This window comes from Brevundimonas fontaquae, assembly GCF_017086445.1.
Taxonomy (GTDB): domain Bacteria; phylum Pseudomonadota; class Alphaproteobacteria; order Caulobacterales; family Caulobacteraceae; genus Brevundimonas; species Brevundimonas fontaquae.
Map to the genome: position 1 here is coordinate 1,984,505 of NZ_CP070968.1, position 24,078 is coordinate 2,008,582.

Consider the following 24,078-nt stretch of genomic DNA (forward strand, 5'->3'; position numbering starts at 1 on the left):
AGCGGCTAAAGCCTTGTTCCGTCTCTACGCCTAGGATTCCCGACCATGCGCCTGTCGCGCTTTTTCCTGCCCACGCTGAAGGAAGCCCCTTCGGACGCCCAGATCGTCTCGCACCAGCTGATGCTGCGCGCCGGCATGATCAAGCAGGAGGCCGCCGGCATCTACGCCTGGCTGCCGCTGGGTTTGAAAGTTCTGCGCAAGATCGAGCAGATCGTGCGCGAAGAGCAGATGCGGGCCGGGGCGGTCGAACTGTTGATGCCGACGCTGCAACTGGCCGACCTGTGGCGCGAAAGCGGCCGTTACGACGCCTACGGCCCCGAGATGCTGCGTATCACCGACCGTCACGAACGTGAGCTGCTATACGGACCGACCAACGAGGAGATGATCACCGACATCTTCCGGGCCTATGTGAAGTCCTACAAGTCGCTGCCGCTGAACCTGTTTCACATCCAGTGGAAGTTCCGCGACGAGCGCCGTCCGCGCTTTGGCGTGATGCGAGGGCGCGAGTTCCTGATGAAGGACGCCTATTCGTTCGACGTGGACGAGGCCGCGGCCCGCGTCGCCTACAACCGCATGTTCGTCGCCTATCTGAACACCTTCGCCCGCATGGGCCTGAAGGCCGTGCCGATGCGCGCCGACACCGGCCCCATCGGCGGCGATCTGAGCCACGAGTTCATCGTCCTGGCTGAAACCGGCGAGAGCGAGGTCTTCTGCGACCGCAAGCTGGTCGAGATGCCCGCGCCCGGCGACGACTTCAGCCCGGAAGCCGTCCAGGCCGTCTTCGACGAACGCACCGCCCTCTACGCCGCTACCGAAGAGATGCACGATCCGGCGCAGTTCGAGGCCAAGACCGCCGAGGGCGACCGCCTGTCGGCGCGCGGCATCGAGGTCGGCCACATCTTCTACTTCGGCACCAAATACTCCGCCCCGATGAAGGCCAAGGTCGCCGGGCCCGACGGTCAGGACGCCGAGGTCCACATGGGCAGCTATGGCGTCGGCGTGTCGCGCCTGCTGGGGGCCATCATCGAAGCGAGCCACGACGCCGGCGGCATCATCTGGCCCGATGCGGTCGCGCCGTTCGACGTGGTCGTGATCAATCTGCGCGCCAATGACGAGGCCGTCTCGGCCGCCTGCGAGGACGCGGTGGCCCAGCTTGAAAAGCTCGGCAAGGACGTCCTCTACGACGACACCGACGAACGTCCCGGCGGCAAGTTCGCCACCGCCGACCTGATCGGCGTGCCGTGGCAGCTGACCATCGGTCCCAAGGGACTGGCGGACGGCGTTGTCGAACTGAAACGCCGCGCCACTGGCGAGAAGGTGTCCGTGCCGCTCGCCGAAGCTATCGAAAGGCTGACCGCTTGAGCCTGCCGTCTCGTCCGTCCGGCGCCTTCTCCTCGTGGGAGATCGGCCTGGCCCTGCGCTACCTGCGCGCCAAGCGCAAGGAAGGCGGCGTCGCCACCATCGCCGTCATCAGCTTCATCGGCATCATGCTGGCCGTCGCCGTGCTGATCAGCGTGATGAGCATCATGTCCGGCTTCCGCAGCGAACTGCTGGGACGCATGCTGGCCTTCAACGGGCACATGTATGTGCAAGGGCAGGTCCTGACCTCGCCGGATCGCGAAGCCGCGCTGAAACGCATTCAGGCCGTGCCGGGCGTCGCCAGCGCCAGTCCGCTGAACGAGGCGCAAAGCCTGATCCGCGTCGGCAGCTATACGACCGGCGCCATCGCCAAGGGCATCCGCCCTGAGGATCTGGCCAAGACCCAGTATGTCTTCGACAGCTTAAGCCCGCAGGAACGCGCCAGCTTCGGCAAGGGGCCCTATGGCGGCGACCGCATTCTGGTCGGCGCGGCCCTGGCCAACTCCATGGGCCTGCGCGTCGGCGATCCGGTGACCCTGTATTCACCGACCGGGGCCGACAGCGCTTTCGGCAACCTCGGCGGACTTGAGAAGACCTATTTCGTCGGCGGCCTATTCCGTTCGGGCGCCGCCGACTACGACCGCGCCTTCATCTTCATGCCGCTGGAGCAGCAGCAGCTCTTCTTCGGCAAGGAAGGGGTTTGGGACGCGATCGAGATCAAGGTCGACGATCCCGATCAGGTCGGCGCCCTGACCGCCGCCATCCGCGACGCCGCCGGCCCTGGCTCGGTCGTCAGCGACTGGCGTGAGCGCCTCGCTGCCTTCTATGGCGCGCTGAAGGTCGAACGCGTGGCCATGAGCATCATCCTGGGCCTCGTCGTCGCCATCGCCGCCATGAACATCATCTCCGGCATCGTCATGCTGGTGAAGAACAAGGGCCGCGACATCGCCATCCTTCGCACCATCGGCGCCAGCCCCTCCGCGATCCTGCGCGTCTTCTTCATGGCCGGCGCCATGATCGGGGTCGCGGGCACCATCGCGGGCCTGATTCTGGGGCTGCTGTTCTGCTGGAACATCGGTTCGATCCAGCATTTCCTGGAGTTCGTGCTGCAGACCAAGCTGTTCGATTCCGACGTCTATATGCTGGACGCCATCCCGGCCCTGGTCGATCCGGTGGACGTGACCTGGGTGGCCTTCTGGTCCCTGTTGATGAGCTGTATCGCCAGCCTGCCGCCGTCCTGGAACGCGTCTCGCATCGATCCCGTGGAGGCGCTTCGCTATGAGTAAGGCTCCCATCCTTTCGGTGCGCGGCCTGACCCGCACCTATGACACCGCCCAAGGCGGCCTGACCGTGCTGAAGGGCGTGGATCTGGACGTCTATCCAGGCGAACTGGTCGGACTGATCGGACCGTCGGGCTCGGGCAAGTCGTCGCTGCTGCACGCCGCCGGCCTGTTGGAGAAACCCACCAGCGGCACGGTCGCCATCGACGGCGAACAGGTCGGCGATCTGGACGAGCGCGCCCGCACACGCCTGCGCCTGGGCCGGATCGGCTTCGTCTATCAGTTTCACCACCTGCTGCCCGAGTTCGATGCGCGCGACAATGTCGCCCTGCCAATGCGGATCGCCGGGGTGTCCCAGGACGAGGCGCGCAAACGCGCCGCGGTCACCCTGACGGCCCTGGGGCTAGGCGAACGCCTGACGCACCAGCCGGCCCAGCTGTCCGGCGGTGAACAGCAGCGCGTCGCCATCGGCCGCGCGCTGGCCAACGGCCCGCGCCTGCTGCTGGCCGACGAGCCGACCGGCAATCTGGATCCGACCACCAGCCAATCCGTGTTCGAATCCCTGCGCGACCTGGCCAAGACCACGGGCGTCGCCGCCCTGATCGCCACCCACAATATGGAATTGGCCGGCCATATGGACCGCGTCTTCGCCCTGAAGGATGGTCATCTGGAACAGCGCGAAGCTCAAAGCCACGCTTACTGATCAACTGACGGCGGCGTCGCCCCAGATCGCTCGGAGGCGTTCGGGGCGGCGGCATCCGATCCGGTAGGCCTGATAGCTGGCGGCGTGGCGTTTGGCGTAGTTCTGGTGCTCCGCGCCGGCCGGCCAGAACCGCTGGGCGCCGACGACTGGTGTCGTGAAGCTCTTTCTCAGCACCCGCATGGCCGCATCGCGCGAGGCGATGGCGTCCGCGCGTTGGCCCGCTGTCGCAAAGACGGCGGATCGATAGGACGGCCCCTGGTCGCAGAACTGACCGTTAGGATCCGTCGGGTCGATGGTGCGCCAATAACGATCGACCAGGGTGCGATAGCTGACCACGCGCGGATCGAAGGTGACCTGCACCGCCTCCATATGGCCGGTGCCGCCGCGCACCACCTGCTCATAGGTCGGGTTGGCGGTATGGCCGCCGACGAAGCCGGACACGGCCGAGCGCACCCCCTGCACGTCGTCGAAGGCCTTCTCCTCGGACCAGAAGCAGCCGCCTGCGAAGATCGCGGTCTGAAACGCCGTCTGCGCTTCGGCCTGACGGGCCAGGGGCGCGCCGATCGCCAGCGCGGCGACGGTCAAGGATGCAACGGCGGCGAGCGCATTCGTGCGAAGGGACATGGTCTCATCTCCTGTTGCATTGACTACGAAGGCGACGCGCAAACGGTTTCACCGAGAACGACTTGACCGGAACAAAACGCCAACATAGAACATTAGCAGAACATATCGGATGTCTCGGAGCCAAGGTCATGCCGCGTTTGATGAGGGATATGCTGTCGCTGGCGTCGTGCGGCGGTTTTGTTTGGATGGTCTGGACCGTGGCGATCAGCGTCACCGCCTGAGATCAGACGAATTGGACCCTTTAGACGGTGTTTTTTCGACGACCGTCCGAAGCCAGCGATCCACAGCCGATCCGTGGGGCGACCGGTTTGCGATGGCCGCACGCCGCCCGATATGAGACTCAGGATAAAGTAGGGCTCTTCAGCGGGCCAGGGTCGAAGAAGGTGTGAACGAGCCGGTGAACAGTCAGGGTTTTGTCCATCTGCGGGTCCGCTCGGCCTATTCGCTGCTGGAAGGCGCGATCAAGGCGGCCAAGGTCGGCAAGCTTGCGGCCGACGCCGGAATGCCGGCGGTCGGGGTGGCGGACCGGGCCAATCTGTTCGGCGCGCTGGAGTTCAGCCAGACGGCGAAGGATGCAGGCGTTCAGCCGCTCGTCGCCTGTGCTCTTCCGGTTTTCGGCATCGGCGGCCAGATCAACGCGCGCTGGGCCAAGGTGCCGACCGTGGTTCTGCTGGCCCAGGATACAGCCGGATGGCTGAATCTGTGCGCCCTGTCGTCATCCGCCTATCTGGACGCCGGAGAAATGGCCGAGCCGGGCGTGGCCTGGGAGCAGGTGGTCGCCCGCTCCGAAGGGTTGATCCTGCTGTCCGGTGGCCCGGACGGCCCGGTCGATCCGCTGTTCGCCCAAGGCAAGAAGGCCGAAGGCGCCGCCGCTCTGGCGGCGATGAAGGCGGCGTTCGGCGACCGCTTCTACGTCGAACTGCAACGCCACGGGCTGGAGGACGAAAAGCGCGCCGAGCCGGGGCTGGTCGAATGGGCCTATGCCAACGACGTGCCGCTGGTCGCCACCAACGACGTCTATTACGCCAAGGCGGCGCAGGCCAAATCCCACGACGCCCTGCTGTGCATCGCCGACGGCGCCTTCACCGGGCAGGAGGATCGCCGCCGCATCACCGGCGAACACTGGTTCAAGCCCGCCGCCGTCATGCGCGAGCTGTTCGCCGACCTGCCCGAGGCGTGCGACAACACCATCGACATCGCGCGGCGCTGCGCCTTCCTGGTCAATACGCACGCGCCCATCCTGCCGCGCTTCGATACCGGCGCCGGGCGCTCCGAGGCCGATGAACTGGCCCACCAGGCGCGCGAGGGGCTGAAGGTCCGCCTGACCGAGGTCACGCCGGCCGTGCCCGAAGAGGAATACTGGACCCGCCTGGAATGGGAGGTCGGGATCATCCAGCAGATGGGCTTCCCCGGCTACTTCCTCATCGTGTCGGACTTCATCAAATGGGCCAAGACCCACGGCATTCCCGTGGGGCCGGGGCGGGGCTCCGGCGCCGGTTCGCTGGTCGCCTGGTCATTGACCATTACCGATCTGGACCCGCTGCGGTTTGGCCTGCTGTTCGAACGGTTCCTGAACCCCGAACGGGTCTCCATGCCCGACTTCGACATCGACTTCTGCCAGGAGCGGCGCGAAGAGGTGATCGACTATGTGCAGGACCGCTACGGCAAGGACCGGGTGGCCCAGATCATCACCTTCGGCACCTTGCAGGCGCGGGCCGTGCTGCGCGACGTGGGCCGGGTGCTGCAGATGCCGTTGGGTCAGGTCGACCGGCTCTGCAAGATGGTGCCGAACAACCCGGCCGCGCCCGTCACCCTGGCCCAGGCCATCGACATCGAGCCGCGCCTGAAGGAGGCGCGCGACGCGGAGCCGGCGGTGAAGACCCTGCTGGAAACCGCGCTGGAGCTGGAGGGGCTATACCGCAACGCCTCGACCCACGCCGCGGGGATCGTCATCGGCGACCGGCCGCTGACGGAACTGGTGCCGCTGTATCAGGATCCGCGCTCCACCATTCCGGCGTCCCAGTTCAACATGAAATGGGTCGAGCCGGCTGGCCTGGTGAAGTTCGACTTCCTGGGCCTGAAGACGCTGACGGTGCTGGATCGGGCGCGCGGCTATCTCGAACGGCGCGGCGCAGCCGAGGACTGGAACAGCCTGCCGCTGGACGATGCGCGCACCTATGAACTGATGGCCTCTGGCCAGACGGTCGGGGTGTTCCAGCTGGAATCCCAGGGCATGCGAGACACCCTGCGCAAGATGCGCTGCGGCTCCATCGAAGAGATCACCGCCCTGATTTCGCTCTATCGGCCCGGGCCGATGGAGATGATCGACACCTATATCGACCGTAAGTTCGGGCGCGCCGAGGTCGATTACCTGCACCCCAGCCTGAAAGAGGTGCTGACCGAGACCTACGGCGTCATCATCTACCAGGAACAGGTGATGAAGATCGCCCAGATCCTGGCGGGCTACAGCCTGGGCGAGGCCGACCTGCTGCGCCGGGCGATGGGCAAGAAGAAGAAGGAGGAGATGGATTTCCAGCGCCTTCGCTTCGTCAAGGGCGCCGCCGAAAAGGCCGTGCCGGAATCGCAGTCCGGCTCCATCTTCGATCTGGTCGCCAAGTTCGCCGGATACGGCTTCAACAAGTCCCACGCCGCCGCCTATGCCCTGATTTCGTTCCAGACGGGGTGGTTGAAGGCCAATCAGCCGGTCGAGTTCTTCGCGGCGTCCATGAGCCTGGACTTGTCGAACACCGACAAGCTGGCGGTCTTCTATCAGGACGCCAAACGGTTCGACGTGCCGGTCCTGGCGCCCGACATCAATCGCTCGTCGGCCGACTTCGACGTGGCCTGGGACGACGACAAGGGCGCGGTGCTCTACGCCTTGGGCGCGATCCGAAACGTGGGTCTCGAGGCGATGAAACACGTCATCGAGGTCCGCGAGACGGGCGGGCGCTTCGCCGACATCTTCGACTTCCTCGAGCGCGTCGATCCGCGCAGCGTGAACAAGCGCGCGTTGGAAGGTCTGGCCAAGGCCGGCGCCTTCGACAGCATCCACCCCAACCGGCGGCAGTTGCTGGAACAGGCCGACGTTCTGATGGCCTATTGCCAGAGTGTGGCGGCCGAACGCGCGTCGTCGCAGGTGTCATTGTTCGGCGGCGACCAGGCCCATGCCGCGCGCCCGCGTCTGAAGAGCGTCGAGCCCTGGGTCGGGCCGGAGCGGCTGGATCACGAACTGTCGGCGGTCGGCTTCTATCTGTCGGGCCACCCGCTGGACGAGATGACCTCAGCCCTGAAGCGCAAGCGCGTCACCTTCGTCGCCGAAGCGATTCCGCTGGCTGAGTCGGGCCACGAGGCGTTCCAGATGGCCGGCGTCGTGCGTCGCAAACAGGAGCGGGCCAGCGCGCGGACGGGCGAGAAGTTCGCCTTCGTGACCTTCTCGGATCCGACGGGCGAGTTCGAATGCCTGTTCCCGCCCGAACAACTGCGCAAATGCCGCGAGGTGCTGGAGCCCGGCGCCTCGGTCATGGTGCGGGTGCGCGCCAAGTCGTCGGAAGGGGAGGTGCGCTTCTTCGGCGACGACGCCTCGCAAATGGACAATCTGCTGGACGACGCCAACATCGGCCTTCGTATCCATGTCTCGGCCCGCAGCGCGGACGCTGAGGCGCTGAAGGCGCGGCTGGAACGCGCGCGATCGGGCGCGATCGGCAAGGGGGGCGAGGTGTCGCTGATGATCGCGGGCCTCGATCAGGGGCGCGAGGTCGAGGTCAAGATTCCCGGCCGCTACCGCCTGGACGGCGCCTTGCGCGGCGCGCTGAAGTCGGCGGCGGGCGTCGTCATGCTGGAGGACGCCTGATGTGCGTCGCCGCGTTGATTTCGGCTTGGCTCTTGCTGGGGGTGGTCCCTCGGTCGCTTTAGTCCCACAGCCCCTTGCTCCAATGGAAAGCCAGACCATGTCCCACGCTGTCGGAACCTTCGAGGTTCAGATGACGCCTGTCGCGGCCGAGGCCGACTCACCCGCCGGAGCGCCGGGCCGGATGCGGCTGTCCAAGACCTTTCACGGAGATCTGGAAGGTGAGGGCGCCGGCGAGATGCTGGGCCTTCTGACCAGTGGTTTTGGCGCCTATGTCGCGATGGAACGCGTGTCAGGGATACTCAACGGACGACGCGGCGCCTTCGCCTTGGTCCATCGAGGGGTCATGGAGGCGGGCAGCCAGGATTTGCTGATCACCATTGTTCCCGGTTCCGGCGAAGGCGATTTGGCGGGGATTGCGGGCGTCTTTCATCTGAAGATCGAGGGCGGCGTTCATCGCTACGATCTGGAATACAAGCTTCCCTGACGGTCGATCGTGAACCCCGGATCAATGGTCAAGCTTTTGATTTTTTGGAACCTCACGGGCGCGTGATGGGTTTGGTCAGTCCATAGGGAGACTGTTCCAATGAAATATCTCGCCATCGCCAGCGTCGCGTCGCTGGCCCTTCTCGCCGCCTGCAACCAAGGTGGCGACAGCGCCGCCCAGAACACCGGCGAAGCGGTCAACGCCACCCAGGACGCCACGTCCGGCGTCGTCGGCCAGACCTCGGCCATGACCATGGGCGCCAACACCGTCGACGGTTTCGTCACCGGTCTGGGCACCGGCAACATGTACGAGCTGGAAGCCGCCAAGATCGCCGCCGCCAAGTCCAAGAATGCGGACGTGAAGGCCCTGGCCGCGATGATCACCAAGGATCACACCGCCGCCGGTGAGAAGCTCGCCGCCGCTCAGGCGACCGCTGCGCCGAACGTCGCCATCCCCACGACGCTGGACGAACGCCGCAAGGGCTTGATCGACAATCTGAACGCCGCGACGCCGGACGACTTCGACAAAGTCTATTTGGACCAGCAGGTGGCCGCCCACAACGAGACGTTGACGCTGCTGAACGGCTTTGCCGACAACACCGAAGCGCCCGCCCTGGCCACCCTTGCGCGCGAACTGGTGACGCCTGTCACCGCGCACCGCGACCGCGCCCGGACCCTGCTGGACGCGATGAAGTAAAAGCAGTCGTCGCGTTGCTGACCAAAGGCGGTCCCGAAAGGGGCCGCCTTTTCGCATTTGCAGGGCTGCGCTTGCTATTGCGGCCTATCCGGCCTACATGGCCCCCGCATTTCGCAACGCGGGAGAGGCGCGCTTCGGGGAGACATCCCGATCCGCACCATTCCGAGGGTCTTCAGACCTTTAATCCCCCGCGCCACGTTTGATCGGAAAAAGGACTGAACGATCATGGCTCTGCCTGAATTCTCGATGCGCACCCTGCTTGAAGCCGGCGCCCACTTCGGCCACCAGACGCACCGCTGGAACCCGAAGATGGACCGCTACATCTTCGGCTCGCGCTCGAACATCCACATCATCGACCTGTCGCAGACGATGCCGCTGTTCCACCAGGCTCTGGTGGCCGTGCGCGAAGTCGCCGCCAAGGGCGGTCGCGTTCTGTTCGTCGGCACCAAGCGCCAGGCGGCAGAGCCGGTCGCCGAAGCCGCCAAGCGCTGCGCCCAGTACTACATGAACAACCGTTGGCTCGGCGGCACGCTGACCAACTGGCGCACCGTGTCGGGCTCGATCGCTCGTCTGCGTGAGCTGGAAGGCATTCTGGAAAACGGCGGCGAAGGCCGCGTCAAGAAAGAGCTGCTGAACCTGCAGCGCGAGAAGGACAAGCTTGAGCTGTCGCTGGGCGGCATCAAGGACATGGGTTCGATCCCGGACATCATGTTCGTGATCGACACCAACAAGGAAGCGATCGCGATCCAGGAAGCCCGCAAGCTGAACATCCCGATCATCGCCATCCTGGACACCAACTCGGACCCGGACGGCATCACTTATCCGGTCCCCGGCAACGACGACGCCGCCCGCGCCATCCAAACCTACTGCGACCTGATCGCCGACGCCGTCCTGGACGGTCTGGCCGCCGGCGCCTCGGCCTCGGGCATCGACCTGGGCGCTTCGGAAGCTCCGGTCGAGCCGATGCTGCGTGAAGCCTCGGCCCCCAAGGCTGAAGCCGAAGCCGCGCCGGCCGGCACGGAAGGCGCCGCCGCCGAACTGGAAGCCGCTGCTGAGCCGGCTGCCGAAACCGAGAAGGCCGAGGGCTGATCGCCCGCCGGGCGGCGTTCGCGTTCTTGAGCGCCGCCTGACGAACTGACACACGGCCGGGCTAAATCAGTCCGGCCGTTCCCACATACGAAATCCCCCAAGGAGAAGAACATGGCCGAGATCACTGCCGCCCTCGTGAAGGAGCTTCGCGAGCGTTCGGGCGTCGGCATGATGGACTGCAAGAAGGCGCTGGTCGAAAACGACGGCAACATCGAAGCAGCGATTGACTGGCTGCGCGCCAAGGGCCTGTCCAAGGCCGCCAAGAAGGCCGACCGCGTCGCCGCTGAAGGTCTGGTCGCCGTCGCCTCGAAGGAAGACGGCAAGGGCGAAGTCGCCGCCGCCATCGAGTTCAATGCCGAAACCGACTTCGTCGCCCGTAACGAGCTGTTCCAGAACGCCGCCAAGTCGTTCGCCCAACTGGGTCTTGAGCACCACTCGGTCGAGGCCCTGCACGGCGCCGAACTGGAAGCCGGCAAGACGGTCCAGGACGAAGTGACCAACATGATCGCCACCATCGGCGAGAACATGCAACTGCGCCGCGCCGCCCGCCTGTCGGTGTCGGAAGGCGTCGTCTCGACCTACGTCCACAACGCGGTTTCGCCGGGCGTCGGCCGTATCGGCGTGCTGGTCGCGCTGGAAGGTGAGGGCGACAAGACCGCGCTTCGCGAACTGGGCCGCAAGATCGCCATGCACGTCGCCGCCACCGCGCCGCTGTCGCTGAACACCGACGACCTGGACCCCGCCGCCATCGAGAAGGAACGCACCGTTCTGACCGAAAAGGCCAAGGAAGAAGGTCGCCCGGAAGCCATGATCGCCAAGATCGTGGAAGGTCAGATCAACAAGTTCCAGAAGGACGTGGTGCTGTCCAAGCAGCCGTTCGTCATGGATCCGGACGTGACCATCGAACAACTGGTCGCCAACTCGGCCAAGGAACTGGGCTCCTCTAACCTGCACCTGGCCGGCTTTGTCCGCCTGGCGCTGGGTGAAGGCGTCGAGAAGGTCGAAGGCCCCGACTTCGCGTCGGAAGTCGCCTCGATGATGGGCGGCAACTAAAAAACATTCCCCTCATTCGTGAGGGTTTTGTATCAGAAGGGCGCGTTCGGCTTTGATGGCCGGCGCGCCTTTCGTCTATAAGAAGCCGCCTGATTCAATGGCGCCGCAGTCAAACGGACCTTCCCGCATGCCCGACGCCCCCTCGACCTTCCGCTACAAACGCGTCCTGCTGAAGGTGTCGGGCGAGGTGCTGATGGGCGACCAGTCGTTCGGCGTCGATATGAAGACCGTCGATGCTGTGGCCAAGGCCGTCGCGGACGTCGCGGCCGAGGGCGTCGAAATCTGCCTGGTCATCGGCGGCGGCAACATCTTCCGCGGTCTGTCCAAGGCGGCGGCCGGTATGGAGCGCGCCCAGGCCGACTATATGGGCATGCTTGCGACGATCATGAACGCCCTGGCCATGCAGTCGGCGCTGGAGAAGATCGGCGTCTCGACCCGCGTGCAGAGCGCCATCCCGATGGCCGCCATCGCCGAACCCTACATCCGCCGTCGCGCCCTGCGGCACCTGGAAAAGGGCCGGGTCGTGATCTTCGCCGCCGGCGTGGGCGCACCGTTCTTCACCACGGACTCGGGCGCGGCGCTACGTGCGGCCGAAATGGGCTGCGACGCGCTGCTGAAGGGCACCAGTGTGGACGGGGTCTATACCGCCGACCCGAAGAAGGATCCCGACGCGACGCGGTATGAGACGCTGTCCTATCAGGATGTGCTGGCCAAGGATCTGCGCGTCATGGACGCCTCGGCCATCGCCATGATGCGCGACACGGGCATACCGATCGTGGTCTTCTCCATTCGGGAAGACAACTCGCTGCGCCGGACCCTGACCGGCGAAGGCACGTTCACGGTCATTCAGGACGTCGCCTGAGCGTTCGCCTGACTAGGAAAGACAAGAGAGACCAAGACCATGGCAAAGCCTGAACTGAAGACCTATCGCGACCGCATGGATCGCTCCGTCGCCGCACTCAAGGAAGAGTTCAGCGGTTTGCGCACCGGTCGCGCCAACGCCGGCCTGCTGGAGCCCGTGCGGGTCGAAGCCTACGGCTCGGCCTCGCCGCTGACCGCCGTCGCCGCGATCAGCGTGCCCGAGCCGCGCATGATCAGCGTCAGCGTCTGGGACAAGGGCATGGTGGTCGCCGTCGAAAAGGCGATCCGCAACGCCAATCTGGGCCTGAATCCGATCGTGGACGGCCAGACCCTGCGCATTCCGGTGCCGCCTCTGACCGAGGAACGCCGCAAGGACCTGGTCAAGCTGGCCGGCAAATACGCCGAGCAGCAGAAGATTTCGGTTCGCAACGTCCGCCGCGACGCCAACGACGACCTGAAGAAGGCCGAGAAGGCCGGCGAGATCAGCCAGGACGAGCAAAAGAAGATGGAAACGGAGGTCCAGAAGGACACCGACGCGGCCATCAAGCGCATCGACGAGACCTTGAAGACAAAGGAACAAGAGATCATGCAGGTCTGAGGCGAAACGGCTGGGTCCGGAAGGGATCGCACGACAGATGACGGCAGACCGCGCCGCGCCTTCAGGCCAAAGCCCAGACAAGCAGGGTCAGGACGGCCCGCGCCACGTCGCCATCATCATGGACGGCAATGGACGCTGGGCGAAGGCGCGCGGTCTGCCGCGCGCTCTTGGCCACCGCGAAGGCGTTCAGGCGCTGAAGCGCACGATCCAGGCGGCGCCGGATCTCGGCATCGATTGCCTGACCGTGTTCGGCTTCTCAACCGAGAACTGGAGCCGGCCCGAGGACGAGGTGTCGGACCTGATGGGGCTGGTGCGCTCCTACGTCGCCAGCGATTTGGCCAGGCTGACCAAGGCCGGCGTACGGCTGAAGATCCTGGGACGACGCGAAGGACTGCCGGCCGACATCGCCGCCATCATCGAACGGGCCGAGGCCCAGACCGCCCATAACGACCGGTTCCTGTTGCAGGTCGCCTTTAACTATGGCGGTCGTGCGGATCTGGTGGACGCGGCGCGTCGGCATATGGAGCGGGTGCTGGCGGGTGAGACGGTCGAGCCTTTCAACGAGGCGATCCTGACCTCAGGCCTGGCCACGGCGGGCTCGCCGCCGCTGGATTTGATCGTGCGCACGTCGGGCGAGCAGCGACTGTCGAACTTCCTGTTGTGGGAGGCCGCCTACGCCGAGCTCGTGTTCCAGGACATTCTGTGGCCCGACTATGGCCCCAAGGCGCTGGCTGAAGCGATCTCAGCCTTTGGTCAGCGCGATCGCCGTTTCGGCGGACGCGTGATCGCGCCTGAGCGCGCGACAGCCTGATGGCGGTCAAGGGTCGGGATATCGCCCTCAGGGCTGCGTCCGCCGTCGTGCTCGCGCCCGCCGCCGTCGCTGCGACGTGGGGCGGCGGCGTGTGGTTCCTGGCGCTGATGATCGTCGCCAGCGTCGTCCTGGCGTTCGAATGGGCGGCGATGAGTGCGCCCCATGCACGCCGCGTCATGGGCGGCGCGGTCAGCTTCGGCGTCGTGGCGGCGGTGATAAGCGCGCATTTCGGCGCTATGTCCGTCGCCTTCATCATGCTGGTGTTCGGCGCGGTCGCGGCCGGGGTCTATGCCCGCAGCCGAGGGCAGGAGGCGCTGGATGCCGCCTATGGCGTGCTCTATCTCGGCTGGCCTTCGGTCCTGCTGATTTGGCTGCGCGACGTCGACAGTTTGATCGGGCTGCACTGGACCGTGCTGGTCTTCGCCGTCGCTTGGTCGGCCGACATCGTGGCCTATCTGGCGGGATCCACCTTTGGCGGCCCCAAGCTGTGGCCGCGCTTCTCGCCGAACAAGACCTGGTCCGGGTTCATCGGCGGCGTTGCGGCCGGCGCGGTTGCGGGCGCCGTCATGACGGCCTGGGTCAATATGGGCGCCTTGAGCGTCGTCTGGGGAGCAGTGCTAGGCTTTGCGGGGGCCTTGGCGACCATGGCGGGCGACCTGTGGGAATCGGCGCTGAAGCGACGGTTCGGGGTCAAGGATGCGGGGAACACCATTCCCGGCCACGGCGGCCTGCTGGACCGCGTCGATGGCCTGATGTTCGCGGTCGTGGTCGTCGCGGCGGGCCGACTTATCGTGCTGATGCTGGAGCGTGGGGCGTGATCCGGCGCCGCGTCACTGTGCTTGGCGCGACCGGATCGGTCGGCGCCTCTACACTGGACCTGATGGCTCAAGCCGAGGCGACGGGCACAGGCGCGTTCGAGGTCGAGGCCCTGACGGGCGGCGCCAATATCGCCAAACTGGCCGAGCAGGCTAAACGCTGGCGGCCCAAGCTGGCCGTGACTGCCGATGCGGCGCGGTTGGACGAACTGCGTGACGCCTTGTCCGGCACGGATGTCTCTGTCGCCGCCGGCGACGCCGCGATCGTCGAGGCGGCGACGCGACCTGCCGACTGGATCATGGCGTCCATCGTCGGAGCGGCGGGTTTGAAGTCCGCCTGGGCGGCGGCGGGAACGGGCGCGACCCTGGCGCTGGCCAACAAGGAAAGTCTGGTCTGCTGCGGCTCCGCCCTGATCGAACGGGTCAAGCGGGCAGGGGGGCGTTTGATCCCCGTCGATTCTGAGCACTCCGCCATCTTCCAGGTGTTTCCGGCCGAAGCGCCTGAGCGGGTGGCCAAGCTGATCCTGACCGCATCGGGCGGGCCGTTTCGCAAGACTCCGCGCGAACAGATGGTCGCCATCACGCCAGAACAGGCCGTCGCCCACCCCAACTGGAGCATGGGCGCCAAGATTTCGGTCGATAGCGCGACGATGGCCAACAAGGGCCTGGAGATGATCGAGGCGGCTTATCTGTTCGATATGCCGCAGGATCGGATCGACGTCGTGGTGCACCCCGAATCGATCATCCACAGCCTTGTGGAATATGTGGATGGTTCGACCCTGGCCCAGATGGGACCGCCGGATATGCGCACGCCGATCGCATGCGCCCTGGCCTGGCCGGATCGGATCGCGTGGCCGGCGCCCAAGCTGGATCTGGCTCAGCTAGGTCAGCTGACGTTCGAAGCGCCCGATCTGACGCGCTTTCCCGCCCTCGATCTGGCGCGTCAGGCCCTGAAGGCGGGCGGCGCGACGCCGGCCGTGTTCAACGCCGCCAATGAGGTCGCCGCCTTCGCCTTCCTTGACCGCAAGCTGGCGTTTCTCAATATTGCCGCAGTCGTCGCCGAAACCCTTGAGCGTGCGACGAAAGCGGGGATGGCTTTCGGTTCTGGAGACGCCTGCAGTGCGGCCCTTTCGGTCGACGCCGAGACGCGTCGAATGGCCGAGACCGTCATCGCCGGCCTTGCGAATGCGGCCTGACAGCAGGCCAGGGGAGACGATTTTCGAATGCTGGGCGTCCTGGGTCAGGTCCTGATCTCCATCGCCTCGTTCCTGCTGGTGCTGACCTTCATCGTCACCATCCACGAACTGGGTCACTTCCTCGTCGCGCGCGCCTTTGGCGTGAAGGTGGACCGGTTCGCGGTCGGCTTCGGCAAGGCCGTGGCCAGCCGCACCGATCGTCACGGCATCGAATGGCGTCTCGGTTGGCTGCCGCTGGGCGGCTATGTGAAGTTCTCGGGCGATCTGGATGCGTCCAGCGTGCCTGATCGGGCTGGACTGGACGAACTGCGCCGCCGCGTGGTCGCCGAGCGTGGACCGGGCGCCGAGCGCGATTATTTCCACTTCAAGCCGGTGTGGCAGCGCGCCCTGATCGTCGCGGCCGGGCCCATCGCGAACTTCATCCTGGCCATCACCATCTTCGCCGTCGTCTTCATGGCCGTCGGCGTGTCTCTGCGCCCCGCGCGTGTTGCTCAGGTCCAGGCGGGATCGCCGGCCGCCGCCGGCGGTTTCCAGGTCGGCGACCTGATCACCGAGGTGAACGGCAAGGCCATCAAGGACGGAAGCGCGGTCACCCGCACCGTCATGCTATCGACCGGCGATCCCGTACGTTTCACGGTCGAGCGCGCCGGGCGTCCCGTCGAACTGGTCGCGACGCCGGAACGTCGCGAGGAAAACGACCCCATCGCCGGACGCGTCAAGGTCGGCCGCATCGGCCTGGGGCTAGGCCCGTCGGCCGGCGATGTCCGCCACGTGCGTTACGGCCCTGTCGACGCCGTCGTGGAGGGCGCGCGCCAGACGGCCGACGTGATCGGCTCGACCCTGACCTACCTCGGACGTCTGGCGACGGGGCGCGAGTCGGGCGATCAGTTCAGCGGCCCGTTGGGCATGGCCAAGGCGACGGGCTCGCTGACCACGGCTGCGGTCGAAGCCAATCCAGCGCCTGGCGCCATGGCGATCAACCTGATCCTGACGCTGACAACCTTGGCCGCCATACTTTCGATCGGAATCGGCTTTCTAAATCTGCTTCCCATTCCGGTCCTCGACGGCGGGCATCTGCTTTTCTACGGCTATGAGGCTGTGGCGAAACAGCCTGTGTCGGCGCGGTTCCAGGAGATGGGCTATCGTGCAGGCCTTGCGCTTTTGGCGGGATTTATGTTGTTCGCAACGTGGAACGACCTACAGAAGCTCAATATCTTCCAATTCCTCGGCGGGCTCGTCTCGTGAGCCGACGCCAGCCCCCGACGGTTTCCCGAATGAATGACATGACCTCTCGCGCCGCCGTTCGACTGAGCGCCCGCTCCAGCCTGCTGGCTTTGGCGGTCGCCGCCGGTCTGGGCGCACCCGCGCTGGCCCAGACTGCGCCGGCCCAAACTTCGCCGACGACGCCGGCTCAAACGCCGGCCCAGACGGCCCCGGCGAGCGCCGCCGAACCGCGCGTCGAGATCGCTGCGCCGCAGACGATCACGATCAACCGCATCATTGTGCAGGGCGCGCAGCGGATCGACCAGACGACGGTCCTGTCCTATTTGCCGATCCGTCCCGGTGATGCTGTCGACGCCTCGGTGCTGGACGTCGCGGTGCGCACCCTGTCGCGCACGGGCCTGTTCGCCGATGTGCAACTGGGCATCCAGAACGGCGACCTGATCGTCCAGATCGTCGAGAACCCGATCATCAACCAGGTGGTGTTCGAGGGAAATAAGGCGCTGTCAAAGGACAAGCTGACCAAGGAAGTGACCCTGGCGCCGCGCGGCATCTATACCCGCGCCAAGGTTCAGGAAGACGTCGGCGCCATTGTCGAGCTTTATCGCCTGCAGGGCCGTATCTCTGCGACCGTGACGCCGAAGCTGGTCCAGTTGGAACAGAACCGCGTCGATGTGATCTTCGAGATCAACGAAGGCCCGCAGACCGGCATCAGCGCCATCAACGTCTTGGGCAACGAAGCGTTTTCGGATCGCGACGTGCGCGGCGTGATGGTCACCGAGAAGTCGACCTGGTGGAAGTTCTTCTCCAATAACGACAATTACGATCCCAACCGCCTGGAATACGACCAGGAGCAGTTGCGGAAGTTTTACACCAACCGCGGCTATTACGACTTCCGCGTGGTGTCCTCGGTTGCCGAACTGCAGCCTGACGATCAGGCGTTCCAGCTGACGCTGACGCTGAATGAAGGCGACAAGTACAACTTCGGTGAGATCAAGGTCGTCACCCAGAACGACCGGCTGAACGCCGACTTCCTGAAGGCCCTGGTGCCGATCCGGGAAGGCCAACTGTACGAAAGCGACAAGATCGAACAGGCGGTCGACGCCCTGACGTTCGCGGCGGGATCGGCCGGCTATGCCTTCGTCGAGATCAATCCGACCTACAAGGCCAATCCCGAGACGGACACGGTCGATGTAACCTTCAATGTGTCCGAGGGCCAGCGCGTCTATATCGATCGCATCAATGTGGTCGGCAACACCCGCACGATCGACCCGGTGATCCGCCGCGAACTGCTGCTGACCGAGGGCGACGCCTTCAACCGCGCCCTGATGGAGCGCTCGCGCAACAACTTGCGCGCCCTGGGCTTTTTCAAGGACGTGACGGTCGAGGAAACGCGCGGCAGCGCGCCGGACCGCTCGGTCATCAACGTCAACGTCCAGGAACAGCCGACCGGCGAACTGTCCGTCGGAGCGGGCTTTAGCTCCGTCGACTCCTTCACCGTCAATCTGGGCATCTCGGAGCGGAACTTCCGTGGGCGCGGCCAGAATGTGGTGGCCCGTCTGGAGTGGGGTTCGCTGCGCCAGCAGGTCGACTTCCGCTTCACGGAGCCGAAGTTCCTGGGACGCGATCTGCGCGCGGGCTTCGACCTGTTCCACTCGCGCTATGACTTGAGCAAATACTCGTCCTACGATTACCGCTCAACCGGCGGCGGGGTGCGTCTTTCCTATCCGCTGAACGGCAACATGCTGCTCAGCACGCGCTATTTCCTGAAGTCGGACGAGATCATCGTCCCGACCGGCTATTGCAACGGCGTGGGGCGAGGCTCGTCTGCCCTGTGCGATCAGGTCGGCAGCTTCATCAACTCGTCGGCTGGCTATACGCTGCAGGTCAACTACACCAACGATCCGATCCGTCCGACGCGCGGCTGGGCCGGGTCGCTGCGTCAGGACCTCGCGGGTCTGGGCGGCGATGTGAACTATGTGAAGACCGAGGCCGACGCGAGCTGGTACTACGGCTTCACGCCGAACTGGATCGTCAGCGTTCAGGGTTCGACCGGCTACGTCAGCGGCTGGAACGGCGACCCGATCCGCATCAACGACCGCTTCTTCAAGGGCGGCAACAGCTTCCGCGGCTTCGAGACAGCCGGTATGGGGCCGCGCGATCTGACCACGACCGACGCTCTGGGCGGCAACTTCTACGCCATCGGCACGGTCGAACTGACCCTGCCGAACTATCTGCCTGAGCAGTACGGCATCAAGACCTCGCTGTTCGCCGATGTCGGTACGCTGGGCGTGCTGGATGACCGCTACAAGCTGACGTCCACCGGAACGGTGAACACAAATATCGCCGATGAGCTGTCGCTGCGCGCGTCGGCGGGCGTCAGCATCCACTGGAAGTCGCCGATGGGTCCGATCCGCTTCGACATCTCCAAGGTTCTGTCCAAGGAAGACTACGACAAGACGGAATCCTTCCGCTTCTCGACCTCCACTCAGTTCTAATCGCGGCTTTTTCGACCGCACGAGGAAACACCATGAAAGCTCTGATCATCGCGGCGACCGCCGCTGCTTCGCTCATCGCCACCGCTGCGTCCGCGCAGCAGGCCAGCGCGCCTGCCAACCCCGGCCCGGTCATCCCCGGCGTGTGCGTGTATTACAACGCGCGTCTCTTGGCCCAGTCGTCGGCCGGTCAGGCCGTCGAAGCCCGCATGCAACAGCTGGCCCAGGAGGTTCAGGGCGAACTACAACCTTACGCCACGTCCATCCAGTCGGACGCGCAGCAACTGCAAGCCTCGGGTTCCAGCCTACCGGCCGACCAACTGCAACAGCGCCGTCAGGCCCTGCAGCAGCGCGCGCAAGAGGCGCAACAGCTGGAAGCCACCCGTGAAAACGAGCTGCGCTACACCCTGGGTATGCAGCGTCAGGCCATCACCGAGGCCGTCTCGCCGATCCTGACCGCCCTGTATCAGGAGAAGGGCTGCGGCCTGCTGCTGGACCGCGAGAGCGTCTTCATGATGAACCCGGCGATGGACGTCACCGACCTGGCGATCCAGCGCCTGAACGCCGCCCTGCCGACCCTGAGCTTCAACCGCATGGCCGTTCCGGCTCAGACCCAGGCCCAGCCGGCCGCCGCCCGCTAAGTCTCGATGCCCGATCCCCGCTTCTTCGAGACCTTGTCGCCGCTTAGCGTCGCCGATCTGGCGGCTAGGATTGGCGGAGAGGTGGAGCGGGGCGGGGATCGCATGGTCGCCTCCGTCGCGCCCCTGTCCTCTGCGGACGGGGGCGCGATCGCGTTTTTGGGTGACCGCAAGTTCGCCGCCGCGCTGGCGACGACACAGGCCGGCTGCGTCATCGTGCCGGCTGAGGCCAAGGACGCCGCGCCGTCGTCCGCCGCCGTCATCATCTCCCGCACGCCTCAGGCCTCATGGGCCAAGGCATCGCTTCTGCTGCATCGACCGATGCTGCTTGACGCGGCCATCACCCGCGACGAGGCGGCTGAGGACGACAGTGTCGTGGTCGAACCCGGCGCAATCCTGGGGCAGGGCGTCCGCATCGGTCGTGGGTCCCGCATCGGCGCCAACAGCGTCATCGCACCCGGCGTGCAGATCGGACGTGATTGCGTGATCGGCGCCAACGTCAGCGTGGCCTTCGCGCTGATCGGCGACCGGGTGAAGCTGTATGCTGGCGCCCGGATCGGCGAAGCTGGGTTCGGCGCCACGGGCACTGCCGCAGGCGCCATGGACATTCCTCAGCTTGGGCGAGTGATCCTGCAGGACGGCGTGACAGTTGGCGCAAACAGCTGCATCGACCGGGGCGCCTATGACGACACGGTCATTGGCGAGAACACCAAGATCGATAATCTGGTCATGGTGGGCCACAACTGCGTCATCGGGCGCAATAATCTGATGGCCGCCAACACCGGCATCTCGGGCTCGGTCACCAGCGGCGACAACGTCATCTTCGGTGGAAAGGCCGGTATCGGCGATCACATCACCATCGGCGAGGGTGCGCGCGTCGCGGCTGGCGCCGGCGTTCTGGCCGATGTTCCCGCTGGCGAGACCTGGTCGGGTTATCCGGCGCGTCCGATCCGACAGTTCTTGCGCGAGACGGTCTGGCTCGCCAAACAGGCCTCTTCGAAGAAGGCTCCAAAGGAATCGTAGGGATGAGCGACACGACTGCCGTCGAGGGCGAGATCGATTACGCCGAGGTGATGCGTCGGCTGCCGCACCGTTATCCCTTTCTGCTGGTGGACAAGGCCGAAGACTTCGTGCCCGCTACGTCGATCGTCGGCATCAAGAACGTCACCCACAACGAGCCCTTCTTCCCGGGGCACTTCCCGATCGACCCAGTCATGCCCGGCGTGCTGATCGTAGAGGCAATGGCTCAGACCGGCGCCCTGCTGATGTCCAAGACGCTGGACGTCGCCGTGGCCGACAAGGTCATCATGTTCATGTCGATCGACGGGGTTCGTTTCAGAAAGCCCGCGCGGCCTGGCGACCAGCTCCGTATGGAGGTCAAGGTGATCCGCGCGCGGGGCGACGCCTACAAGTTCCGGGGCGAGACCTTCATCGACGGCAAGCTGGCGGCCGAAGCCGAGTTCATGGCCATGGTCGTGACTGTGCCCACTCCCGCGCCTGGGCCGGCGGCTTGATGACCGTTCATCATACGGCTCTGATCGACGCGACGGCGACCCTGGGCGAAGGGGTCGAGGTCGGCCCCTGGTGCACGGTCGGGCCGAATGTTGTGTTAGGCGACAATGTGCGTCTGATCAGCCATGTCGTGGTTCAGCAGGACACGACAGTCGGGGCCGGGACGGTCATCCACCCCTTCGCCGTCATTGGCGGCGACCCGCAGCACAATGGTTACAAGGGCGAGACGGTTCGGTTGGAGATCGGCCAGAACAACCTGATCCGCGAGCACTGCACCTTCAATCGGGGCACCCCGCAGGGGACGGGCGTGACGATCGTGGGGTCGAACAACCTGTTCATGACCGGCGCCCATGTCGGTCACGACTGCGTCGTCGGCGACAATGTCGTCATGGCCAACAACGCGACCCTGGGCGGTCATGCTCAGGTCGGGGACAAGGTGTTCCTGGGCGGACTGTGCGCGGTGCACCAGAACGGCCGCGTGGGGCAGGGCGCGATCATCGGCGGTCTGGCGGCGGTGACGCGCGACGTAATTCCCTACGGCTCGGCCTGGGGCAATCATGCGCGGCTGCGTGGGCTGAATCTGATCGGGTTGAAGCGCAAGGGCTACGGCAAGGATCAGGTGCGGCGTCTGCTCGCGGCCTATCGTGATCTGTTCGAGGGCGAGGGCGAGTTCGCCGGTCGGATCGACGGCGTGGCGGAACGTTATGCCGATCTGCCCGAGATCATGGAAATCATCGCCTTCATCTGCGACGGCGGGCGGCGTCCGCTGTGCCTGCCGAACGCGGAATGAGCGCGGCTGAAAAGCTGGGTCTGATCGCGGGCGGCGGTGATCTGCCGGCGGCCGTCGCGGCACGTTGCGATGCGCTCGGGCGGCCGCTTTTCGTGATCCGTCTGGCGGGGTTCGCGGACGAGCATCTGGCGCGCTGGCCCGGCGCCGAGTTCGGCATGGCGCAGATCGGTGCGATCCTGAAGGCGTTGAAGTCTGAGCGCTGCACGACCGTGTGTCTGGCGGGCATCGTCAATCGGCCGGATTTCAAGACGCTAAAGCCCGACTTCAAGGGGGCGACGCTGTTGCCGGGCATCGTCGCCGCCGCTTCCAAGGGCGATGATTCCCTCCTGCGTAAAATCCTGTCGGTGTTCGAGGCCGAAGGCTTCGCCGTCGAGGGCGCTGACGACATTCTGGGCGGCGACACGCTTGGCGCAGGCGCGCTGGGCGCCGTCTCGCCGACCGAGCAGCAGCTAGTTGATCTGAAGAAGGCGCTACATGTCGCAGAAAAGTCAGGCGAACTCGATATCGGTCAGGGCGCCGTGGTCTGTGACGGCCTGGTCCTTGCGGTTGAGGCGCAGGAAGGCACGGACGCGATGCTGACCCGCGTCGCCAACCTGCCGAGCGATCTGCGCGGGACCACCGACAACCCCAAGGGCGCGCTCGGCAAGGCGCCCAAGCCGATTCAGGATCTGCGCGTCGATATGCCCGTGATTGGGCCGCGCACCGTCGAAATGGCGTCGGCGGCGGGTCTGGCGGGCATCGGGGGCGTTGCGAGACGTTTGATCCTGATCGATCGCGCAGCCATCGTCGAGACGGCGAACCGTCTGGGCCTGTTCGTCTGGGGCGAGGATCGGTGAGCCGCCCGCTGAAGATCATGCTGGTGGCGGCTGAGGCTTCGGGCGATGCGCTGGGCGCCGGTCTGGCCAAGGCGTTGAAGGCGCGGTTGGGGGACGATGTGGCCTTTGTCGGCGTCGGCGGGCCCAAGATGGCGGCCGAGGGCGTGGTCAGCCCGTTTGATATCGCCGAACTGTCGATCCTGGGCTGGATCGAGGGTTTGCGCGCCTATGGCAAGGTCAAGCGGCGCGTCGAGCAGACGGCGGCGCTGGCCGAGCGGGAAAAGCCCGACGCCGTGGTTCTGATCGACAGTTGGGGCTTCACCATCCGTGTGGCCAAGGCGATCCGGGCCGCGCGGCCGGACCTGCCGCTGATCAAATACGTCGGGCCTCAGGTCTGGGCCTCGCGGCCGGGCCGGGCCAAAACCTTGGCGGGCGCAGTCGATCATCTTCTTGCCCTCTATGGCTTTGATGCGCCCTGGTTCGAGCGCGAGGGCCTGCCGACGACCGTGGTCGGTTCGTCAGCGCTTCATATGAACGTGGATGCCGCGGACGGTGCAGCGTTCCGCGCGAGTCGTGGGATCGCGGCCGATGCGCAGCTTCTCTTGGTGCTGCCCGGCAGCCGGCCCAGTGAGATCACCCGAATGGCCCCCGTCTATGAGGCGACGGTCAGAAAACTGAAGACCACTAACCCCGGCCTTGAAGTCGCCGTGGTCGCCGCAGGGACGGTCGCTCACGATGTTGCGGCCCGCGTCGCCGCTTGGCCCTTCCGCGTTCACCTGGTCGACGAAGCCGAAAAGTATGACGCCATGCGCGCCGCGACCGTCGCCCTGGCCACCAGCGGCACCGTGTCGACCGAACTGGCGCTGGCGGGCGCGCCGATGGTCATCGCCTACAAGATCGACGGGCTCAGCTATCAGCTGATGAAGCGGTTCGTGACCGCCAAACATATCACCCTGTTTAATGTCGCGGCTGACGACCGGATCGCACCCGAGTTCATCCAGCACGAGGCGACCCCGGCCATCCTGACGGCGGCGGTCGGGCGGCTGCTGGCCGACCCTGCGCTGGCGGCCGAGCAGGCGCTTCGCCAGACGGCGGCATTGGACTTGATGGGACGCGGAGGACCGGACCCGTCGGAGTTGGCTGCCGACGCGGTGCTGAAGGTCATCGCCGAAAAGTCGGCGAGCTGAC

22 protein-coding genes are annotated in these 24,078 nt (G+C 65.6%); 21 read left to right on the plus strand and 1 reads right to left on the minus strand.

All coding sequences use genetic code 11. From position 1 onward, the window contains the following. The first annotated feature begins 45 nt into the window (after nucleotides 1–45). Genes proS through JX001_RS09720 form a run of 3 tightly spaced genes read left to right on the plus strand, consistent with a single transcriptional unit; the run spans nucleotide 46 to nucleotide 3,342 of the window. Nucleotides 46–1,362, plus strand: a complete 1,317-nt coding sequence (gene proS / locus JX001_RS09710; protein WP_205680900.1) for a proline--tRNA ligase — start codon at nucleotides 46–48, stop codon at nucleotides 1,360–1,362. Further along, nucleotides 1,359–2,645 carry a lipoprotein-releasing ABC transporter permease subunit gene (locus JX001_RS09715; RefSeq protein ID WP_082465008.1) on the plus strand — a complete coding sequence of 429 codons (1,287 nt, stop codon included), beginning with the start codon at nucleotides 1,359–1,361 and terminating at the stop codon, nucleotides 2,643–2,645. The genes proS and JX001_RS09715 overlap by 4 nt, the downstream gene beginning before the upstream one ends. Further along, entirely contained in the window at nucleotides 2,638–3,342 is a 705-nt protein-coding gene (locus JX001_RS09720; RefSeq protein WP_205680901.1) for an ABC transporter ATP-binding protein, read from the plus strand. The genes JX001_RS09715 and JX001_RS09720 overlap by 8 nt, the downstream gene beginning before the upstream one ends. On the opposite strand, the gene msrA is transcribed toward JX001_RS09720, so the two are convergent. Continuing rightward, nucleotides 3,343–3,966 (minus strand): peptide-methionine (S)-S-oxide reductase MsrA, encoded by a 624-nt coding sequence (msrA, locus tag JX001_RS09725; protein WP_205680902.1) that lies wholly within the window; start codon nucleotides 3,964–3,966, stop codon nucleotides 3,343–3,345. It abuts the gene before it with no gap. Between the two features lie 385 nt (nucleotides 3,967–4,351). Between msrA and dnaE the strand changes: the two genes are divergently transcribed. From dnaE to lpxB, 18 genes are all read left to right on the plus strand, one after another. Next, nucleotides 4,352–7,816 (plus strand): DNA polymerase III subunit alpha, encoded by a 3,465-nt coding sequence (gene dnaE, locus JX001_RS09730; RefSeq protein ID WP_205680903.1) that lies wholly within the window; start codon nucleotides 4,352–4,354, stop codon nucleotides 7,814–7,816. Between the two features lie 97 nt (nucleotides 7,817–7,913). Next, complete coding sequence (locus JX001_RS09735) at nucleotides 7,914–8,300, plus strand: DUF3224 domain-containing protein (protein ID WP_205680904.1); 387 nt, start codon at nucleotides 7,914–7,916, stop codon at nucleotides 8,298–8,300. Between the two features lie 99 nt (nucleotides 8,301–8,399). Beyond that, complete coding sequence (locus JX001_RS09740; RefSeq protein WP_055809100.1) at nucleotides 8,400–8,996, plus strand: DUF4142 domain-containing protein; 597 nt, start codon at nucleotides 8,400–8,402, stop codon at nucleotides 8,994–8,996. Between the two features lie 225 nt (nucleotides 8,997–9,221). Continuing rightward, a complete protein-coding gene (gene rpsB, locus JX001_RS09745; RefSeq protein ID WP_017503967.1) occupies nucleotides 9,222–10,085 on the plus strand; it encodes a 30S ribosomal protein S2 in 864 nt (287 codons plus the stop codon). A 111-nt stretch (nucleotides 10,086–10,196) separates the two neighbouring features. Then, nucleotides 10,197–11,138, plus strand: a complete 942-nt coding sequence (gene tsf, locus JX001_RS09750) for a translation elongation factor Ts (protein ID WP_055753506.1) — start codon at nucleotides 10,197–10,199, stop codon at nucleotides 11,136–11,138. A 127-nt stretch (nucleotides 11,139–11,265) separates the two neighbouring features. Further along, on the plus strand, nucleotides 11,266–12,000 hold the full coding sequence (pyrH, locus tag JX001_RS09755; RefSeq protein WP_045811327.1) for a UMP kinase: 735 nt from the start codon (nucleotides 11,266–11,268) through the stop codon (nucleotides 11,998–12,000). 39 nt (nucleotides 12,001–12,039) lie between these two features. Continuing rightward, a complete protein-coding gene (gene frr, locus JX001_RS09760; RefSeq protein WP_055753507.1) occupies nucleotides 12,040–12,597 on the plus strand; it encodes a ribosome recycling factor in 558 nt (185 codons plus the stop codon). Nucleotides 12,598–12,715: 118 nt separating this feature from the next. Further along, nucleotides 12,716–13,408, plus strand: a complete 693-nt coding sequence (uppS, locus tag JX001_RS09765; protein ID WP_231868805.1) for a polyprenyl diphosphate synthase — start codon at nucleotides 12,716–12,718, stop codon at nucleotides 13,406–13,408. Further along, on the plus strand, nucleotides 13,408–14,226 hold the full coding sequence (locus JX001_RS09770; protein WP_205680905.1) for a phosphatidate cytidylyltransferase: 819 nt from the start codon (nucleotides 13,408–13,410) through the stop codon (nucleotides 14,224–14,226). The genes uppS and JX001_RS09770 overlap by 1 nt, the downstream gene beginning before the upstream one ends. Continuing rightward, nucleotides 14,223–15,419: a 1-deoxy-D-xylulose-5-phosphate reductoisomerase gene (dxr, locus tag JX001_RS09775; protein ID WP_205680906.1), complete on the plus strand. Its 1,197-nt coding sequence runs from the start codon at nucleotides 14,223–14,225 to the stop codon at nucleotides 15,417–15,419. Before JX001_RS09770 ends, dxr begins: the two co-directional genes overlap by 4 nt. Before the next feature lie 27 nt (nucleotides 15,420–15,446). Continuing rightward, complete coding sequence (locus JX001_RS09780) at nucleotides 15,447–16,664, plus strand: M50 family metallopeptidase (protein WP_205680907.1); 1,218 nt, start codon at nucleotides 15,447–15,449, stop codon at nucleotides 16,662–16,664. 29 nt (nucleotides 16,665–16,693) lie between these two features. After that, nucleotides 16,694–19,138 (plus strand): outer membrane protein assembly factor BamA, encoded by a 2,445-nt coding sequence (bamA, locus tag JX001_RS09785; RefSeq protein ID WP_205680908.1) that lies wholly within the window; start codon nucleotides 16,694–16,696, stop codon nucleotides 19,136–19,138. A gap of 32 nt (nucleotides 19,139–19,170) precedes the next feature. After that, nucleotides 19,171–19,776: an OmpH/Skp family outer membrane protein gene (locus tag JX001_RS09790; protein ID WP_205680909.1), complete on the plus strand. Its 606-nt coding sequence runs from the start codon at nucleotides 19,171–19,173 to the stop codon at nucleotides 19,774–19,776. A 6-nt stretch (nucleotides 19,777–19,782) separates the two neighbouring features. Then, nucleotides 19,783–20,796 (plus strand): UDP-3-O-(3-hydroxymyristoyl)glucosamine N-acyltransferase, encoded by a 1,014-nt coding sequence (lpxD, locus tag JX001_RS09795; RefSeq protein ID WP_205680910.1) that lies wholly within the window; start codon nucleotides 19,783–19,785, stop codon nucleotides 20,794–20,796. A 2-nt stretch (nucleotides 20,797–20,798) separates the two neighbouring features. After that, nucleotides 20,799–21,287, plus strand: coding sequence for a 3-hydroxyacyl-ACP dehydratase FabZ (gene fabZ, locus JX001_RS09800; RefSeq protein ID WP_205680911.1), 489 nt, complete (start codon nucleotides 20,799–20,801; stop codon nucleotides 21,285–21,287). Continuing rightward, nucleotides 21,287–22,075: an acyl-ACP--UDP-N-acetylglucosamine O-acyltransferase gene (gene lpxA / locus JX001_RS09805; RefSeq protein WP_205680912.1), complete on the plus strand. Its 789-nt coding sequence runs from the start codon at nucleotides 21,287–21,289 to the stop codon at nucleotides 22,073–22,075. The genes fabZ and lpxA overlap by 1 nt, the downstream gene beginning before the upstream one ends. Next, nucleotides 22,072–22,911 carry a UDP-2,3-diacylglucosamine diphosphatase gene (gene lpxI, locus JX001_RS09810; RefSeq protein WP_205680913.1) on the plus strand — a complete coding sequence of 280 codons (840 nt, stop codon included), beginning with the start codon at nucleotides 22,072–22,074 and terminating at the stop codon, nucleotides 22,909–22,911. The genes lpxA and lpxI overlap by 4 nt, the downstream gene beginning before the upstream one ends. Then, nucleotides 22,908–24,077 (plus strand): lipid-A-disaccharide synthase, encoded by a 1,170-nt coding sequence (gene lpxB, locus JX001_RS09815; RefSeq protein ID WP_205680914.1) that lies wholly within the window; start codon nucleotides 22,908–22,910, stop codon nucleotides 24,075–24,077. Before lpxI ends, lpxB begins: the two co-directional genes overlap by 4 nt. Nucleotide 24,078 lies beyond the last annotated feature (1 nt).